Here is a 14,984-nt window from a genome sequence, read left to right on the forward strand (position 1 = left end):
GGGACCACATGACTCGTTCTTCGCTCCATCGCACCGCGCTTTTGGCGCTCGCCGCACTTATGCTCACCGCCGCGCCGGCCTCGGCGCACCACGTCATGGGCGGCGAAATGCCGTCCACGTTCGTCCAGGGCTTTCTTTCCGGTCTCGGCCACCCGGTGATCGGGCTCGACCATCTGGCGTTTCTCATTGCCGTTGGCGTCGCGGTCGGCGTCGGCGGTCTCAATCTCGGCCTGCCGGTCCTGTTCGTCGCGGCTTCGGCCGTCGGCGTCGGCATCCATGTCGTCGGGTTCCAGCTGCCTGGGGCCGAGCTTATCGTCGCGTCCTCGGTAGTGATCGTCGGCGCTCTCATCGCCGCCGGCCGCGCGTTGCCCCTCGCCGCCTGGGGCGCCTTGTTCGGCGCCGCCGGCCTGGCGCACGGCTATGCCTACGGCGAGTCGATCTTCGGCGCAGAGCCAACCCCGCTCTTGGCCTATCTGCTCGGCCTTGTGGTCATTCAAAGCGCGCTCAGCGTGGGCGTGGCCTTATTGTTCCGCATCCGCAATCTGTCCGTCTCGGCCGTGGCGCCGCGTCTGGCCGGTGCGGTTGTCGTCGGCATCGGCATCGCCGCGCTGCTCGGCCAGATCATCCCGGACGCATAGCGATCTGATGGCAGACAACAGCCTCGAGGACGAGGGGATTACCTTCGTCCTTGGGGGTGCCCGCTCGGGAAAAAGCCGTTTCGCCGAAAGCTTTGTCGCCAGTCTTCCTAGGCCCTGGGTCTATATTGCCACGGCCGAGGCCCATGACGACGAGATGAAGGCGCGGATCGCCGAGCACCAGGCCCGGCGCGAGGCCGGCTGGCAGACCTTGGAGGCGCCCCACGATCTGCATGACGCCATACGCGCGGCGCCGAAAGGGGCCATCGTCCTCGTGGACTGTTTGACCTTGTGGCTCTCAAATATCATGCACGGCCCTTTCGACGTCGGCCGCGCGATGGACCAGCTGGAGGACGCGTTGCACACCCGTGAGAGCGCCACCGTACTGGTCTCCAACGAAGTCGGAATGGGGCTGGTGCCCGAAACACCGCTCGGGCGCGCGTTCCGCGATGCGCAAGGGCGGCTCAATCAGCGTATCGCCGCCATCGCCAGCCGGGTGATTTTCGTGGTCGCGGGGCAGCCTCTCATCGTGAAAGGAAGCACATGACCAAATCGGTCGAAGAGAAAGACCTCGAGCGCCATCGCGCCAAGATGGCGAAACGCAAAGAGCTGCAAGATGCCGAGGTCGCCGAGAAGACCGTCGAGAAGGGGCTCCTGATCGTCCACACGGGAACGGGCAAGGGCAAGTCGACGGCGGCTTTCGGTCTTGCCTTGCGCATGATCGGCCGCGGCAAGCGCGTGGGGATCGTGCAGTTCGTCAAGGGCGCGTGGCATACGGCGGAGCGTGACGCCTTGGAGCGATTCGGCGATCAGGTTGCTTGGTATTCCATGGGCGAAGGCTTCACCTGGGAGACCCAGGATCTGGAACGCGACATCGCCGCGGCGGAGCGTGCCTGGGCCAAGGCGGTCGAGTTGATGGACGATCCCAGCTTCAGCCTTGTCATTCTCGACGAACTGAACATCGCGCTGCGCTACGACTATCTGCCTTTCGAAGAGGTCGTGGCCACGCTGAAGGCGCGGCGCCCGGACCTCCATGTGATCGTGACCGGACGCAACGCCAAGCCGGCGCTGATCGACGCGGCGGATCTCGTCACCGACATGACGCTCGTGAAGCACCATTTCGCCGCCGGGGTGAAGGCGCAAGCCGGCATCGAATTCTAGCGATGACCGCCCGCGCGCTCATGTTTCAGGGCACGGGCTCCGATGTGGGTAAGTCCCTGATCGTGGCCGGGCTGGCGCGCGCGCTCGTGTCCCGTGGACTGAAGGTCTTGCCCTTCAAGCCGCAAAACATGTCGAACAATGCGGCGGTCACCATCGATGGAGGTGAGATCGGGCGCGCACAGGCTCTGCAGGCGCGGGCGGCGCGCGAAACGCCAAGCGTTCACATGAATCCGGTTTTGCTCAAGCCGCAGAGCGAAGTCGGGGCGCAGATCATCGTGCGCGGCCAGGTTTACGGAAAGGCCAAGGCCGCGGACTACCAGGCGCTGAAGCCCGAGCTGATGGACGCGGTGCAGGATAGCTTCGCCCTTCTCAAGGACGAGGCGGACATCGTTCTAGTCGAAGGGGCAGGCAGCGCCTCTGAAGTCAATCTTCGCGCGAATGACATCGCCAATATGGGCTTTGCACGCGAAGCCGACGTGCCCGTCGTGCTCATCGGCGATATCGACCGCGGAGGTGTCATCGCCAGCCTCGTGGGCACAAAGGCGGTGCTCGACCCCGACGATGCCGCGATGATCCGCGGATTCCTCGTCAACAAATTCAGGGGCGATCCGTCGTTGTTCGCGGACGGCATGGTGCGCATCGCGAGAGAGACGGGCTGGGAACCGCTCGGCCTGATCCCGTTCTTCGCGGACGCAAGAGCCCTGCCTGCCGAGGACGCGCTGGCCCTCGAGCAGCAGCAGGCCGCAAAGACCGACGCGTTGCTGAAGGTCGCCGTGCCGCTGTTGCCTCATATCTCGAATTTCGACGACCTCGATCCGTTCGCCGCCGAGCCGGCCGTCGAAGTCGTCCGTATACGTCCTGGTGAGGCGCTGCCGGGGGACGCGCAACTCGTCATCCTGCCGGGCTCGAAAGCGACGCTGTCCGACTTGCGCGTACTGCGTGACGCCGGTTTCGACATCGATATCGAGGCGCATTTGCGCCGGGGCGGATCGGTGCTCGGCCTGTGCGGCGGCTATCAGATGCTTGGGCGTGTGTTGCGCGACCCGGACGGCATCGAAGGGCCTCCCGGAGAGGCCGAGGGTCTCGGTCTACTCGATGTGGAGACCACGTTGTCGGACGAGAAGCGTCTCGAGCCGGCGTCCGGCCACACCTTCGACGGTGTCCCGTTCGAGGGCTACGAAATGCATATGGGACGCACGAAAGGGCCCGATTGCGCACGGGCGTTCGCACGGCTCGACACGGGCTTCCAGGACGGCGCGATCTCGGCGGACCGTCAGGTTTACGGCACCTACGTGCACGGGCTGTTCGCGGACGACCGCCAGCGCGCCGCATGGCTAGCGCGGTTCTCCGCTGGCCCGTCGCAGATTCGCTACGAGGAACAAGTCGACGCCGTGCTGGACGATCTAGCCGCTCATTTGGAGGACCATGTCGACATCGACCGCCTACTCACCTTGTCGCGTTGAAGATCATGCCGAGCACGGCCGCGATCGCCACAAGCGCGATCAAGACTGCGTCGGCGCGCGCGTACAGGCGAAGCGCGGCGCGAATGTCTTGGGCGGTTGCGGTGCGCCGGCCGTCGCCGAGCCAAGGGCCGTCCGTATGCGATCCGGCGTAAGTGCGCGGTCCACCCAGCACCACGCCGAGGGCCCCTGCCATGGCCGCCTCCGGGTACCCGGCATTCGGGGAGGCGTGCTTGGCCGCATCGCGCCGCATTGCCGTCCACGCGCGCCCGGGAGATGCCTCTTTCGTGAGGGCCGCCGCGGCGACGAGCAACAGGCCGGACAGGCGGGCGCCCGGCAGGTTAACGGCGTCGTCGAGCTTGGCGGATGCGCGTCCGAAATCCTCGTATCGTTCGGAGCGATGACCGATCATGCTGTCGGCCGTGTTGATGGCTTTGTAGAGCGCTCCGCCCGTGAGCCCGGTAAGCCCCAGCCAAATCACGGGCGACACGACGCCGTCGGAGAAATTCTCGGCGAGACTCTCGATGGCCGCGCGCGCGATGCCGGCTTCATCGAGTTCAGTTGTATCGCGGCCGACGATTTGCGCGACGGCGTCACGCGCGTCCCTCAACGAGCCATTCTCCAGAGCCTCCGCAACCGCTGCCACGTGGCTGTAAAGGCTCCGTTGCGCGATCAAAGTGCTTGCGGCGAGGGCGGCGAAAAACAGTCCGTAAGGCAACAGGAGCAGTGCGGTCTCGAGAAGAAGCGCGCAGGCGCCGACAATGAGCAGCAGGAGCACGAGTGCCATGAGGCCCGCACGCCGCCGCCGCTCGCCACCCGCCGCGGAGTCGTTGAGCCGCCTATCCAACCACCCGATCAAACGGCCCATCCAGGTCACGGGATGACCGATATGTGCCGTGAGCCAAGCCGGATAGCCGACGGCAAGCTCGACGAGCATCGCAAGAAGCGCTAGCGGTGCTGCCATGACGTCACCCGATCCATACCCACTCAAGAGCCTCGCGGCCGCATACGCCGCGGACGAAACGCACGCCCCATTTGTGCACGGCGGCGACCGCGGCGCGGCGCGCGCGCAATTTCCCAACGCGCCCCAGCCAATCGTCGACCTGTCGACCGGCGTCAACCCTCATCCCTATCCTATCGCCGATTGTACCGCCGACGATTTTGCCCATCTTCCAGATCCGGGCGCGCTCGCACGTCTCTTGGATCCGGCCGCGGCCGTCTACGGCGCACCGTCGACACAAAACGTGGTGGCCGCGCCGGGAAGCCAGATCTTGATGGCGCTGATTGCCGATCTCTTGCCGCAAGGGCCGGCCGCGATTTTGGGGCCAACCTATGCGGAACATGCGCGCATTGCGGCGCTGGCCGGGCACACGGTGGTAACGGTCCAGACTCTGGCCGAACTCGAAGAGTCGACTTTGGCTGTCGTGGTCAATCCCAACAATCCGGACGGACGCGTGACGTCGCGGGATGATCTCTTGAGACTGGCCGACAGGCAGAGCGTCAACGGCGGCATTCTCGTCGTGGACGAGGCCTTCATGGATGTCGGTCCCAATGGCGCCAGTGTTGCGGATCAGGTGGAGCAAGCCCCCATTGCCGTCTTGCGCTCGTTCGGCAAGTTCTTCGGCCTTGCGGGTTTGCGTCTCAGTTTTGCGCTGACGAACCGAGCGCTTGCGAGACAGCTTCGCGCGCGGCTCGGCCCGTGGCCGGTTTCCGGGCCGGCGCTTTCCATCGGCGCCGCCGCGTTCGCCGACAAGGCTTGGATCGACAGCACACGAACGACGCTGAGAGCCGCGTCGGAGCGGCTGGAGATGTTGCTTCGCTCGGCCGGTCTGACGCCGCTGGGGCGCACGGATCTCTTCTGCCTCGTGAGCAGTCCGCGTGCGCAGGCGATTTTCACGGCGCTGGGCGAGGCAGGCATCTTCGTGCGACGGTTCGATGAGAACCCGCAAGCTTTGCGATTCGGTCTTCCGGGAAACGAAGTAGAGTGGCAGCGCCTGAGCGGCGCGCTCAAATCCCCGTCCTAAGACGTCTTCCGCGAGTGCGCCCTAGTGGGCCCAGCGGCGGTTATAGTGCTCGGCGAGTTCTATGCTGCCCTGCGCTTCTTCCGGCAGGAGCCTTGCGATCACACCCATGGCGAGTTCGACGGACACTTCGCTGCCGCCGCACTCTTTGAGTTGATCCCGAAGCCAGCCATAGACTTCCTCGTCGCCCGATTTCAGCCCTACGGCGATTTCCTCGAGCATTTGCACCAACGATTCGGCTGCCATCGCGTCCTCCGATCGAACGAAGCCCAAGGAAACCATGGGCTTACGGCTTGGTTAAAGCGTTCCTGGTGCGATTCTTCCCCGAACTGATCATACCCCAATGGTGCGTCTGCGAAGTTGCGGATGGGCCACAGTCGGCTGTTTTCTCCCCCCTAGTGGGCGGGCCCCAGCGTGTAGGCCGGCATCTGCTGGTCCGCTTCGGTCGTTCCGGTGAACGGGATCGGCTTGACCGATGCCGTCGAAACCGGGGCCGTGTCGTCGGCAGCTGCGAACAGGCCTTGCTTGGGCTGCGGCCGGCAGTAGTGGCCGCCACCCTTCGATACGTTGGTGATGAGCAGGTCCACGTGGAAATGGTTGTAGTGGGCCCGGTCGCTGCCGGGACCTAGAACCGTGAAGAACTCTCGGCAAGCGCCCGCGAAAGCTTCGCGCAGGAACGCTTTCTCGGCGGCCGTGCCGCGCCACCAGCCTTTGACGACCGTGATGGTGCGGCCGTCCGCGAGCGTGAATCCGGCGATATCCAAGGCGTTTCCGAAGGCGTGCTCGGACAGTTTGCCGGTCGATTTGCTGTTGCGGCCGCGGCAGCTATAGGCGGAGATCTGCTTGATTTCGACGACCGGTTGCCGGAACTGGCGCATGGCCGCCCGCTGCACCGAATTGTTGAGCCAGCGGTCGAGCGCCGCCGTCATGGGGCAGCCCATGGTCGCAGTCGGCGCGACGCGGACTCGGCCGCCGAGCGCCGCCGAGACCCGCAGCGGCGCCAAAATGCCGCATGCGCTGCGGCCACGGATCGAAGAGACCTGCGTCACATAGGAAGACGCACGCACTTGGCCCGAGGCCATGCACTGTGCCTCGGCACGGTCGCGCCATTCCGCGCGCGTGTCGTTCGGAATACCGCCGCCACCGCATGAACTGAGAAAGACAGCCGCTGCCAGTGCGGCGGCCGGATACGCAATACGAGCCCCCAACATGGCCACGACTTTGGGGCCAAGGTCGTGAAGAATTCTTCAATGCGGTGGTCCCGACTGACCCGGGGGGCCGGTCTTCAGAACCGGCGGAATTCAGCCGTTAATCGAGGCCGAGCGCCTTGCGGGCGCGGGCCGTTATGGACTGTCTCGTGGTGAAATAGCCCTCCCAAGGATCCGTCTTCAGCTGGGACAGGCGGCGAGGCAGCGACTTGACCGAATACGGCGCCCCGCTCTTGAGGCCCGCCAACTCGTCCCAGCGCAAGGGCGTGGCAACTGGCGCACCGGACTTGGCGCGCGGAGAATAGTTGCAGATCGCCGAACTGCCCCTGCCGTTGCGCAAATAGTCGATGAAGATCTTGCCGGTGCGGGTCCGCTTGAGCGGATTGGCCGTATAGCGATCCGGCACCTCGGCCACGAGGGCGTCGGCGACCGCGCGCGCAAATGCCTTCACCGCCGGCCAATCGGCCTTGGGGGTCAGCGGCGCGACGACATGCACGCCTTTGCCGCCCGTGGCCTTGAGGAAGCTCGTCAGGCCGAGCTCGGCGAGATAATCGCGGACGTGCCTGGCAGCGTCCCTCAGCACCTCAAATCCCAGGTCCTCGTCCGGGTCGAGATCGAAGACGAGCCGGTCCGGCATTTCGAGCTTGTCGACGGTGACACCCCAATCGTGAATCTCCAGCGTTCCGATTTGCGTCAGCGCAAACAGTCCATTCTCGTCGGCGATATAGAGATACGGTTGGTCGGACTCGCCGCCCGGAACGTCCACCTGCTTGATCGCATCGGACATGCCCTTCGTTGCGTGCCGCTGAAAGAAGCGAGGGCCGCCGAGGCCCGCAGGACAGCGCACGAGGCTGATGGGCCGATTGGCGGCGTAAGGGAGCATGGCCTGTGCGATCCGGGCATCGTATTCGGCGAGATCGCGCTTGGTCAGCGGAACGGAAGGATAAAGGACCTTGTCTGGACTGGTGAGCGTGATGGCGCCGAATGTGTCTCGGTCGGACTTCTGTGCCGCGCTGTCGGCTGACATATCGGGCCCTCGCCTCCTACCGGTCTCGCCGTTTCGGATCTTGGCGTCCGCGCCAGTTCGATGCCGACAATGCCATGTATCCGGCCGGTTCCGAAGCGAAGTTGTACCGATTGCCAGCAGCCTTGGCTTGCGCCAGGGCGCATTCGGTGGTTGCTTGCCGCCCGATTGGCGGACTTACGGACGAGCGGGGAACGACGCAGTGAGCGGGCAACAATAAATGGCAGAGATGGACTCGGCTAAGGGAACACGGGCGCCATTGAAGCCGGTCGCCGTGATCACCGGGGCGACGCGGGGGATCGGCCGCGCTCTGGCCGAGGAGTTCGCGAAGAACAGCCATGCAGTCCTTCTTGTCGGGCGCAACGAAACGGCCCTCGCCGAGCTCGCCCAGCAGATCGCTGCCACCTACAATGTCGGGGCCTATTCCGTTGCGTGCGACCTCGCGACGCCGGAAGGGTGCGACAAGGTCGAAGACGCCCTTCAAGCGAATGGCCTCTATTGCGAGTCGCTTGTGAACAACGCAGCCATGATGACTGCGGGCCACTTCCAAGATCAGGACCGGGATACGCTGCTCAAGACGATCGATCTCAATCTGCGTTCGGTATTGGACCTCACGCGTCGGTTCCTGCCCGACATGATCGCGCGCGGCGCCGGCGGCGTGCTGAACGTCTCCTCGGTCGAAGGGTTCATGCCGGTGCCGTATCAAGCAACCTACGCGGCCACGAAAGCGGCCATGATCTCTTGGAGCCGGGCGCTTGCCTACGAAGTTATGGGAACGGGTGTGCGGGTTTGCATGGTCGCGCCGGGCGTGATCGAAACAGACATTCACGCAACCGGCGGCGCGGAGAACTCCTACTACGCCCTCTACCTGCCGAAGATGACGCCGGAACGCTTGTCCGAAGCGGCCTACCGGCGCTTCAAGCACGGCAATTGGATCATCATCGAAGGCTGGTTGAACCGCGCCTTCGTCACGCTCGCCCGCTTTGTGCCGGGCTACTTCCTCATCCCCACGTCCGGGTGGTTCTTCCGCGTCCGTGACGAGAACGGCACCGCGGCGGAAGCCAAGCCGCTGCCGCATCCGGACGACGACACGCCGAAGCACGATAAAACCTGACGCAAGCCGTGTTCGCGCAACCGGGGCGACGGTGTCTTCTGGATCCCGCTACTGCTTCAAGCTTCGCCCGGGGACGGACGGCAGATTCTCGATCGCGAGCCGCATAAGCTCGGGCAGTGATTGCACCCGCAGTTTGGATTTCAGCTGACTGCAGGTATTGGCGATCGTCTTGTAGCTCACATGCAGGTCCGAGGCGATTTGAGCGTAGGACTTGCCTTCCGCCAGAAGCGACAGGATTTGCAGTTCCCGCTCGGTGATAGCGTGCAAGGGGTTCTTGGTGTGCCCGCGAGCTTCCATGAACGCGATGTTGGACGCGAGCTCGTGGCTCAAATACGGCACGCCGTTGCGGATCGCGTCGAAGGCTTTGACGATCTCGTCACCGGACGTGTCCTTCAGGATGTAGCCGTTGGCGCCGAGCTTCAGCGCCTGGGACACGATGAACGGATCGCTATGCATGCTGAAGACAAGGACAGGCGTGCGGCTGTCGTGCAGCCGCAGGCGACGGATGAAGGACAGCCCGCCAAGCGCGCCCGTGCGCATCGCTAAGTCCACGATGATCACGTCCGGTTTCTTGCTGCGGTAGAGCTGGAACCCTTCCGCGAGACTTTCCGTCTGCACGATCTTTTTCGCGCCCGCGAACTTGAGGAGCTGCTTGCAGCCCTCCAGCACGATGGGATGGTCGTCGATTACGAGAACCTGCATTTATGTAACCTCGGTGTGGTCGAGTATTCCGGGTGCGGCGGCTTTGGTCTTCGCCAGTGCGGCGGTGACGGGAATGACGATCTTCAGCAGCGTACCTTTCGACGACACGTTCTCGATCTGCCAGGTGCCGGACAGGGCATGCACGCGTTCGCGCATAGCCGTCAGTCCGAAGCCGAGAGAGGTGCCGGGCGGAACGCCTTTGCCGTCGTCTTGAATAAGAAGGTGCAAGAGCCTGGCGCCGCGCTTGGGACGCTTGTCGAACAGGTCGACACGAATGGCCCGCGCGTTGCCATGCCGGATCGCGTTGGTCACGCCTTCCTGAATACAGCGGTACACGGTCAGGTCGACCAACTCACCGTAGCGCTCGCCCCGCGTCCGCAAGGAGGGGGTGATGTCCACGTGCGGATACCGGTTCTGGAGTTCCCCGATAAGATCGCGTGCCAATTCCGACAGAGCCACGTGATCGACCGCGACCGGGCGCAACTTCTTCAGCATGACTCGGTTCATGTGCTTGAGCCGGTCGGTGATATTCAGGATCTCGGTCAGATGCTCGCCGAGCTCGACGGAAGACCGTTCCGTCGGCTGTTCGAGCAGCCGTTGCGCCGACATGGTGTTCGCCATGATTCCGAACAGACACGGGCTCGCCTCGTCATGCAGCTCGTTGGCGATCTCGCGCCGCTCCTCTTCCTGAACGGTGACGAGCTGGCCGTACAGCCGCCCATTCTCCGAGCGCGTGCGCCCCAGCGTTGCCGCGAGACGGTTGAAGCTCGATGCGATCGCGCCGAGCTCCGTGACACGCGGCGGGGTAAGGCGTGTGCCGTAATCGCCGTCTTCGAGCCGTGACAAGCCCTTCGCGACGTGCGCCATCGGATCGAGCAGGCGTCCCAAAACGACATAGAGCGTGGCCAGCACAAGGATGTTGATCAGGCCGACGACGGGGCCGAGGGCGGTCAAGTCCGCCCAAACCTCCGCGACTTCGTCGGAGGGTTCGCCGGCGATCACAACAGTGCCGAGATCCCAGGTGCGTGGGCCGTCGAGAACCGGCATCTCGACCATGACGATGGAGCCGGCCGTCTTGGCCGAGTGGATTACACTGACGGTACTCGGCGCGACGTCGGGCGCAACGAGGGCTTCGAACCAGCGCGGCGCGGGCGGCGGCAGTGCGGGATCGCGCCTTGCGCTCGGCGCAGGCGATAGCTGCACCAGGGCGCCGGTCGCATCGGCCATATAGATGCGTACGTGACGAAGCTTGCCGATGCGAAGCCGGCTCGACAGCTGGTCCACGTTCTTGGAGATATCCTCAGGGCGCGTATTCGGCGACAGCGACTGGATGGCGACCCGCACGAAATTCTTGGCCAGATCGACCGAGGCGTCCATTTCGACGCGCGTCGCCTTGTGCGCATTCGCGACGAAGATCACGCCCACGATCACGAGCGCGATGACATTGATGATGCCGATGGCGATCATGAGCTGGACGCGGATGGTCCGGTCGTACCAGATCGCATTCAGTAGCTTAGCCATGGCTTCGGTCACTCCCGGGTTCCCGCAAACTAAGGTCTTGCAAGCGTTCGACGGCGGCCTTGCGGCCGATGCCCTGCTGGCGAAGATTGAAGTATTGCTGGCACAGCGCGCCGAAGCCCTGGAGAGCGCCGGACGTTTCCGCGACGGGCAGCAGCGCCTCGATGATCTCCGGGGCTGTCTCGTGGATGCCGCGTTTCGCGAGCATGCCCTCGAGCTGAACCGCGCGGTTGGCGATCATGCGCGGTTCGTCGCCAAATCGGTGCGCGGCAAGCCCGAGTTCCGTTCGCGCCGCTTCGACTCGTGGATCGTTCTGCGGCAGCTCTGTCTTCGCGGTACGGCTCGCCAGCCACTGTGCCGGCGTGATGGGCGATCCGGCGTCCAGCCAAGTGATCTGTGAATAGACGGAGCGTTCGTCCTCTTGCGGAACGGGCGTCCGCGTGGCCGTCGCGGACTTGTCGTCGCAGCCAGCCAGGCAAAGTGCCGTCAGCGCAACGAGCAAAAGGCGCGAACGGCGCGCGGCGACAGCGGGGAGCAAAGGGGACATGTGGGTGTCGGCTCTCGAATTATTCGGCAAGATGCCTGGGCCGCACGCGCTCCGCGCGCGCTCTCTCGGCGGCATCTACTCGGCAGCAATAATGTCACCGAGTTTCTTGCCACCGTTGACCAATCGGTCTGCTCGCTTTTCCCGAAAATTTGCTTCCTCCTGCCGCTGCCCGAAGCGAATTCGTCAATCGCTGCCGGGAGGAAACGCACGGCTGTCCCACCACTAATCCAAACGTCTGAGATGAAGTTGCGCCCTTCGGTTTCGAGCAATGCTCCAGAGGCGTTTCTGGGAATAGGCCCAAAGACGTTTCAGCGGGCGCGGCCCTAGACTTCGTCCACCGCTAGGGATGTGGGCGCCCTGTGGAAGCAAGCCGCTCACGTCTCCTGACATGGCCAGACTTCAACACGTGGTTTGAACATTTGGCTTGGCGGCTGCGTGAAGCGCCGACGGCATCGTTCGCCCGAGGTGTTGTCGCGCAGAAACCGAGCGGAGAGGACGAGGTCCCTCGATCATGAGGGCTCTTGGACGTCTTCGTCATAATGGGAGCGAAAACGCGAGGGTTCGCATATGAGGAGATTTCACAGTATCGGTGGGTATGTGTCGGCGTCATGCGTCGCGCTAGCCCTCGGTGGCTTTCTAGCAGGGGCCGCCAACGCCAACGATCGTCTGATCGAGATGGCGAAGAATCCAGAAAACTACGTCATGCCGGGTCTCGACTACACGGCGGACAACTACAGTGAGATGGATCAGATCAACACGGGGAACGTTAAGGACCTCCGTGTGGCTTGGACTTTCTCGACGGGTTTGCTGAATGGTCACGAAGGCACGCCGCTCGTGGTCGATGGCGTGATGTACGTCAACAGCTCTTTCCCGAACAACGTCTATGCCCTGGACCTCAAGAATCCGGGCAAGATCAAATGGCAGTACAAGCCCAAGCAGGATCCCGCGGCCCGTGCCGTGGCGTGCTGCGACTTGGTCAATCGCGGTCTCGCCTACTGGCCGACCGACGATGCGAGCAAGACGCCCAACCTCATCCTCTCGAACCAGCTCGACGGACATGTCGTCGCGCTGAATGCTGATACGGGTGAGATGTACTGGAAGGTCGAGAACTCCGACATCAAGGTCGGCTCGACGCTGACTGTCGCGCCTTATGTCGTCAAGGACATGGTCATCGTCGGGTCGTCGGGCGCCGAGCTCGGCGTTCGCGGCTATGCCACCGCCTACAACGTCAAGACCGGCGAGCAGGTCTGGCGCCGTTATGCCACGGGTCCCGACGCCGAAATCGGCATCGGCGACGACTTCAACAAGGATAACCCCCAATACGGTCAGAAGGGCCTCGGCCTTGCGACTTGGGAAGGCGATGCCTGGAAGATCGGCGGCGGCACCAACTGGGGTTGGTATGCCTACGATCCGTCCTTGGACCTGATCTACTACGGCTCTGGCAACCCCTCGCCGTGGAACGAGACGATGCGTCCGGGCGACAACAAGTGGACCATGACCATCATGGCCCGCAACGCCGACGACGGCATGCTCAAGTGGGGTTATCAGAAGACCCCGCATGACGAGTGGGACTACGCCGGCGTCAACGTGATGATGCTTTCCGATCAGAAGATCGATGGCAAAGACCTCAAGCTGGTCACCCATCCGGATCGGAACGGCATCATCTACACGCTGAACCGCGTGAACGGCGACCTTGTCCGTGCCGACTTCCTGGATGACACCGTCAACGTTTGGACGCATGTCGACATGAAGACGGGTATTCCGGTTCGTAATCCGGAATACGGCACGCGCATGGACCACAAAGGCAAGGACATCTGCCCGTCGGCCATGGGCTACCACGACCAAGCCCACGACTCGTACGATCCGGAGCGGGGTCTCTTCTACCTCGCCATCAACCACATCTGCATGGATTGGGAGCCCTTCATGCTTCCCTACCGCGCCGGCCAGTTCTTTGTCGGTGCCACCCTGTCGATGTACCCGGGTCCGAAGGGCGACCGCGCCAACTATCTTGGTCTCGGTCAGGTCAAGGCCTACAGCGCGCCTGAAGGCAAGTACAAGTGGTCGGTCATGGAGCGCTTCGCCGCTTGGGGCGGTACGCTCGCGACCAAGGGCGGTGTGATGTTCTACCCGACCCTGGACGGCTACTTCAAAGCCCGCAACTCCGACACCGGCGAGCTTCTGTGGAAGTTCAAGATGCCATCTGGCGGTATCGGCTACCCGATGACCTATGAGCACGACGGCACGCAGTATGTCGCAGTGTACTACGGCGTCGGCGGCTGGCCGGGCGTTGGCCTGGTGTTCGACCTCCAGGATCCGACTGCCGGTCTCGGTGCCGTGGGTGCGTTCCGCAACCTGCAGAACTGGACCCAGCAAGGCGGTGGCCTCCTGGTCTTCTCGCTGGACGGCAAAGGTCCGTATAGCGAGGACGTGAATCTCGACGAGTACTCGACCGAGATCATCACGGACGGAACCTAGTCAGACGAAGGGTTCGCCAGGGCGCCTCGGTGCGTCCTGGCGAAACCCGCTTCCCCCACGACATTGCGAGGGTCGACCAGGCCGCCTGATGGACGAGAGCGCGATCGGCATTCGCCGACCCGCCGTTGCCGCCGCGCCAAGCCGAACCCTCCAAACGACAAGTCAGTCTGTAAGGACACAATGTGATGGACAAGAAATTCGACTTCCTGAGTAAGGCGCTTCTGACGACCGCCGCCGCCATGGCCCTGTTCGCGGGGCCTGCCAATGCGGCGAGCGACGCAAAGAGCGACGAGGCTCCCTTGCGGGTCTGCGCCGGCGCCAACGAAAACCCCTACTCCCTGAAAAGCGAGGAAGGCTTCGAGAACCGCATCGCCAAGGTTCTCGGCGAGGCCATGGACCGAGACGTGGAATTCGTTTGGGAGGACCGGCCTGCGATCTACGTGGTGCGGGACCTCCTCGACAAGGACAAGTGCGACATCGTCATCGGTGTCGACACTGGCGATCCGCGTGTGCTCACCACCTCGCCGTACTATCGCGCCGGCTATGTCTTCGTGCAGCCCTCGAACTCCAAGCTCGAAATCGAGGCGTTCGACAGCGAGGATCTCGCCAAGGCGAAGAACGTTGGCTACGAGCCCGGCGGACCCGCCGAAGTGATGATGGTGAAGTACGGCCTGTTCAGTAAGAACTTCAACTACGTAAAGTCGCTGACCAACTTCAAGAGCTCCCGCAATCAGTATCTGCGCATCGACCCGGCCCTCATGGTGGGCAACGTGTCGTCCGGCAAGTCTGACGTTGCCATTGCGTTTGCACCGTCCGTGGCGCGCTACGTCAAGGAATCGGACGGGAAGCTCAAAATGACCGGCGTGCCGGACAACAATTTCCGCTTCGACGGCGAGCCGGTGCTGTTCCACTTCGATCAGTCCATGGGTGTGCGCAAGGACGACGAGAAGCTTCTCGCCGAGGTCGAAGAGGCCTTGGAGCGGGCCAAGCCGCAGATCCACGAGATTCTGATCGAGGAAGGCATCCCGGTCGAAGAACCCACGAAGCCGCCATCGGATACGAAGTCCTAGGACATGGCATGCGGGCGTCTGGGCGCCACCCATAAAGAAGACTTGAGAA

15 protein-coding genes are annotated in these 14,984 nt (G+C 63.5%); 8 read left to right on the plus strand and 7 right to left on the minus strand.

The features are described 5' to 3' along the window. Nucleotides 1-8 precede the first annotated feature (8 nt). The 4 genes from GL4_RS01995 to GL4_RS02010 are packed head-to-tail and all read left to right on the plus strand — an operon-like array spanning nucleotide 9 to nucleotide 3,259. Nucleotides 9-638: a HupE/UreJ family protein gene (locus tag GL4_RS01995; protein WP_045363982.1), complete on the plus strand. Its 630-nt coding sequence runs from the start codon at nucleotides 9-11 to the stop codon at nucleotides 636-638. A gap of 7 nt (nucleotides 639-645) precedes the next feature. Beyond that, entirely contained in the window at nucleotides 646-1,182 is a 537-nt protein-coding gene (cobU, locus tag GL4_RS02000; RefSeq protein ID WP_045363985.1) for a bifunctional adenosylcobinamide kinase/adenosylcobinamide-phosphate guanylyltransferase, read from the plus strand. Continuing rightward, complete coding sequence (gene cobO / locus GL4_RS02005; RefSeq protein ID WP_045363988.1) at nucleotides 1,179-1,796, plus strand: cob(I)yrinic acid a,c-diamide adenosyltransferase; 618 nt, start codon at nucleotides 1,179-1,181, stop codon at nucleotides 1,794-1,796. Before cobU ends, cobO begins: the two co-directional genes overlap by 4 nt. A gap of 2 nt (nucleotides 1,797-1,798) precedes the next feature. Beyond that, nucleotides 1,799-3,259: a cobyric acid synthase gene (locus GL4_RS02010; protein ID WP_045363991.1), complete on the plus strand. Its 1,461-nt coding sequence runs from the start codon at nucleotides 1,799-1,801 to the stop codon at nucleotides 3,257-3,259. Here the strand turns inward: GL4_RS02010 and cbiB are convergent. Further along, nucleotides 3,243-4,220 carry an adenosylcobinamide-phosphate synthase CbiB gene (gene cbiB, locus GL4_RS02015; RefSeq protein ID WP_045363994.1) on the minus strand — a complete coding sequence of 326 codons (978 nt, stop codon included), beginning with the start codon at nucleotides 4,218-4,220 and terminating at the stop codon, nucleotides 3,243-3,245. The genes GL4_RS02010 and cbiB overlap by 17 nt on opposite strands. Between cbiB and cobD the strand changes: the two genes are divergently transcribed. Further along, nucleotides 4,219-5,280, plus strand: coding sequence for a threonine-phosphate decarboxylase CobD (cobD, locus tag GL4_RS02020; protein WP_082025410.1), 1,062 nt, complete (start codon nucleotides 4,219-4,221; stop codon nucleotides 5,278-5,280). The genes cbiB and cobD overlap by 2 nt on opposite strands. 21 nt (nucleotides 5,281-5,301) lie before the next feature. Here cobD and GL4_RS02025 read toward each other — a convergent pair whose 3' ends face one another. From GL4_RS02025 to ligD, 3 genes are all read right to left on the minus strand, one after another. Next, nucleotides 5,302-5,523, minus strand: a complete 222-nt coding sequence (locus GL4_RS02025; RefSeq protein WP_069443941.1) for a hypothetical protein — start codon at nucleotides 5,521-5,523, stop codon at nucleotides 5,302-5,304. Between the two features lie 149 nt (nucleotides 5,524-5,672). Further along, complete coding sequence (locus tag GL4_RS02030) at nucleotides 5,673-6,488, minus strand: extensin-like domain-containing protein (RefSeq protein ID WP_156137347.1); 816 nt, start codon at nucleotides 6,486-6,488, stop codon at nucleotides 5,673-5,675. A 97-nt stretch (nucleotides 6,489-6,585) separates the two neighbouring features. Next, entirely contained in the window at nucleotides 6,586-7,512 is a 927-nt protein-coding gene (gene ligD, locus GL4_RS02035; protein ID WP_045363999.1) for a non-homologous end-joining DNA ligase, read from the minus strand. A 217-nt stretch (nucleotides 7,513-7,729) separates the two neighbouring features. Between ligD and GL4_RS02040 the strand changes: the two genes are divergently transcribed. Continuing rightward, the gene (locus GL4_RS02040) at nucleotides 7,730-8,623 is read left to right on the plus strand and encodes an SDR family NAD(P)-dependent oxidoreductase (protein WP_082025411.1); all 894 of its coding nucleotides are present in this window, start codon (nucleotides 7,730-7,732) and stop codon (nucleotides 8,621-8,623) included. 48 nt (nucleotides 8,624-8,671) lie between these two features. Here GL4_RS02040 and GL4_RS02045 read toward each other — a convergent pair whose 3' ends face one another. The 3 genes from GL4_RS02045 to GL4_RS02055 are packed head-to-tail and all read right to left on the minus strand — an operon-like array spanning nucleotide 8,672 to nucleotide 11,390. Next, nucleotides 8,672-9,325 carry a response regulator transcription factor gene (locus tag GL4_RS02045; protein ID WP_045364002.1) on the minus strand — a complete coding sequence of 218 codons (654 nt, stop codon included), beginning with the start codon at nucleotides 9,323-9,325 and terminating at the stop codon, nucleotides 8,672-8,674. Further along, nucleotides 9,326-10,846 (minus strand): HAMP domain-containing protein, encoded by a 1,521-nt coding sequence (locus GL4_RS16495; RefSeq protein ID WP_156137348.1) that lies wholly within the window; start codon nucleotides 10,844-10,846, stop codon nucleotides 9,326-9,328. Continuing rightward, the gene (locus tag GL4_RS02055) at nucleotides 10,839-11,390 is read right to left on the minus strand and encodes a hypothetical protein (RefSeq protein WP_045364005.1); all 552 of its coding nucleotides are present in this window, start codon (nucleotides 11,388-11,390) and stop codon (nucleotides 10,839-10,841) included. The genes GL4_RS16495 and GL4_RS02055 overlap by 8 nt, the downstream gene beginning before the upstream one ends. Nucleotides 11,391-11,957: 567 nt before the next feature. On the opposite strand from GL4_RS02055, the gene GL4_RS02060 reads away from it, so the two are divergent. Together GL4_RS02060 and moxJ are read left to right on the plus strand one after the other, a co-directional pair. Continuing rightward, entirely contained in the window at nucleotides 11,958-13,865 is a 1,908-nt protein-coding gene (locus GL4_RS02060; RefSeq protein ID WP_045364008.1) for a methanol/ethanol family PQQ-dependent dehydrogenase, read from the plus strand. A gap of 185 nt (nucleotides 13,866-14,050) precedes the next feature. Then, nucleotides 14,051-14,935 (plus strand): methanol oxidation system protein MoxJ, encoded by an 885-nt coding sequence (gene moxJ / locus GL4_RS02065; RefSeq protein WP_045364011.1) that lies wholly within the window; start codon nucleotides 14,051-14,053, stop codon nucleotides 14,933-14,935. Nucleotides 14,936-14,984: the final 49 nt, after the last annotated feature.

This window comes from Methyloceanibacter caenitepidi, from assembly GCF_000828475.1.
GTDB classification, from domain to species: Bacteria; Pseudomonadota; Alphaproteobacteria; order Rhizobiales; family Methyloligellaceae; genus Methyloceanibacter; species Methyloceanibacter caenitepidi.

Excerpts from the sequence above, each read along its gene's own strand:
- GL4_RS02045 (WP_045364002.1), bottom strand. The coding sequence starts at position 9,325 with ATGCAGGTTCTCGTAATCGACGACCATCCCATCGTGCTGGAGGGCTGC.
- cobD (WP_082025410.1), top strand. The coding sequence starts at position 4,219 with ATGACGTCACCCGATCCATACCCACTCAAGAGCCTCGCGGCCGCATAC.
- ligD (WP_045363999.1), bottom strand. The coding sequence starts at position 7,512 with ATGTCAGCCGACAGCGCGGCACAGAAGTCCGACCGAGACACATTCGGC.
- GL4_RS02060 (WP_045364008.1), top strand. The coding sequence starts at position 11,958 with ATGAGGAGATTTCACAGTATCGGTGGGTATGTGTCGGCGTCATGCGTC.
- GL4_RS02040 (WP_082025411.1), top strand. The coding sequence starts at position 7,730 with ATGGCAGAGATGGACTCGGCTAAGGGAACACGGGCGCCATTGAAGCCG.
- GL4_RS01995 (WP_045363982.1), top strand. The coding sequence starts at position 9 with ATGACTCGTTCTTCGCTCCATCGCACCGCGCTTTTGGCGCTCGCCGCA.
- moxJ (WP_045364011.1), top strand. The coding sequence starts at position 14,051 with ATGGACAAGAAATTCGACTTCCTGAGTAAGGCGCTTCTGACGACCGCC.
- GL4_RS16495 (WP_156137348.1), bottom strand. The coding sequence starts at position 10,846 with ATGGCTAAGCTACTGAATGCGATCTGGTACGACCGGACCATCCGCGTC.
- cobO (WP_045363988.1), top strand. The coding sequence starts at position 1,179 with ATGACCAAATCGGTCGAAGAGAAAGACCTCGAGCGCCATCGCGCCAAG.
- GL4_RS02010 (WP_045363991.1), top strand. The coding sequence starts at position 1,799 with ATGACCGCCCGCGCGCTCATGTTTCAGGGCACGGGCTCCGATGTGGGT.
- GL4_RS02025 (WP_069443941.1), bottom strand. The coding sequence starts at position 5,523 with ATGGCAGCCGAATCGTTGGTGCAAATGCTCGAGGAAATCGCCGTAGGG.
- cbiB (WP_045363994.1), bottom strand. The coding sequence starts at position 4,220 with ATGGCAGCACCGCTAGCGCTTCTTGCGATGCTCGTCGAGCTTGCCGTC.
- GL4_RS02030 (WP_156137347.1), bottom strand. The coding sequence starts at position 6,488 with ATGTTGGGGGCTCGTATTGCGTATCCGGCCGCCGCACTGGCAGCGGCT.
- cobU (WP_045363985.1), top strand. The coding sequence starts at position 646 with ATGGCAGACAACAGCCTCGAGGACGAGGGGATTACCTTCGTCCTTGGG.
- GL4_RS02055 (WP_045364005.1), bottom strand. The coding sequence starts at position 11,390 with ATGTCCCCTTTGCTCCCCGCTGTCGCCGCGCGCCGTTCGCGCCTTTTG.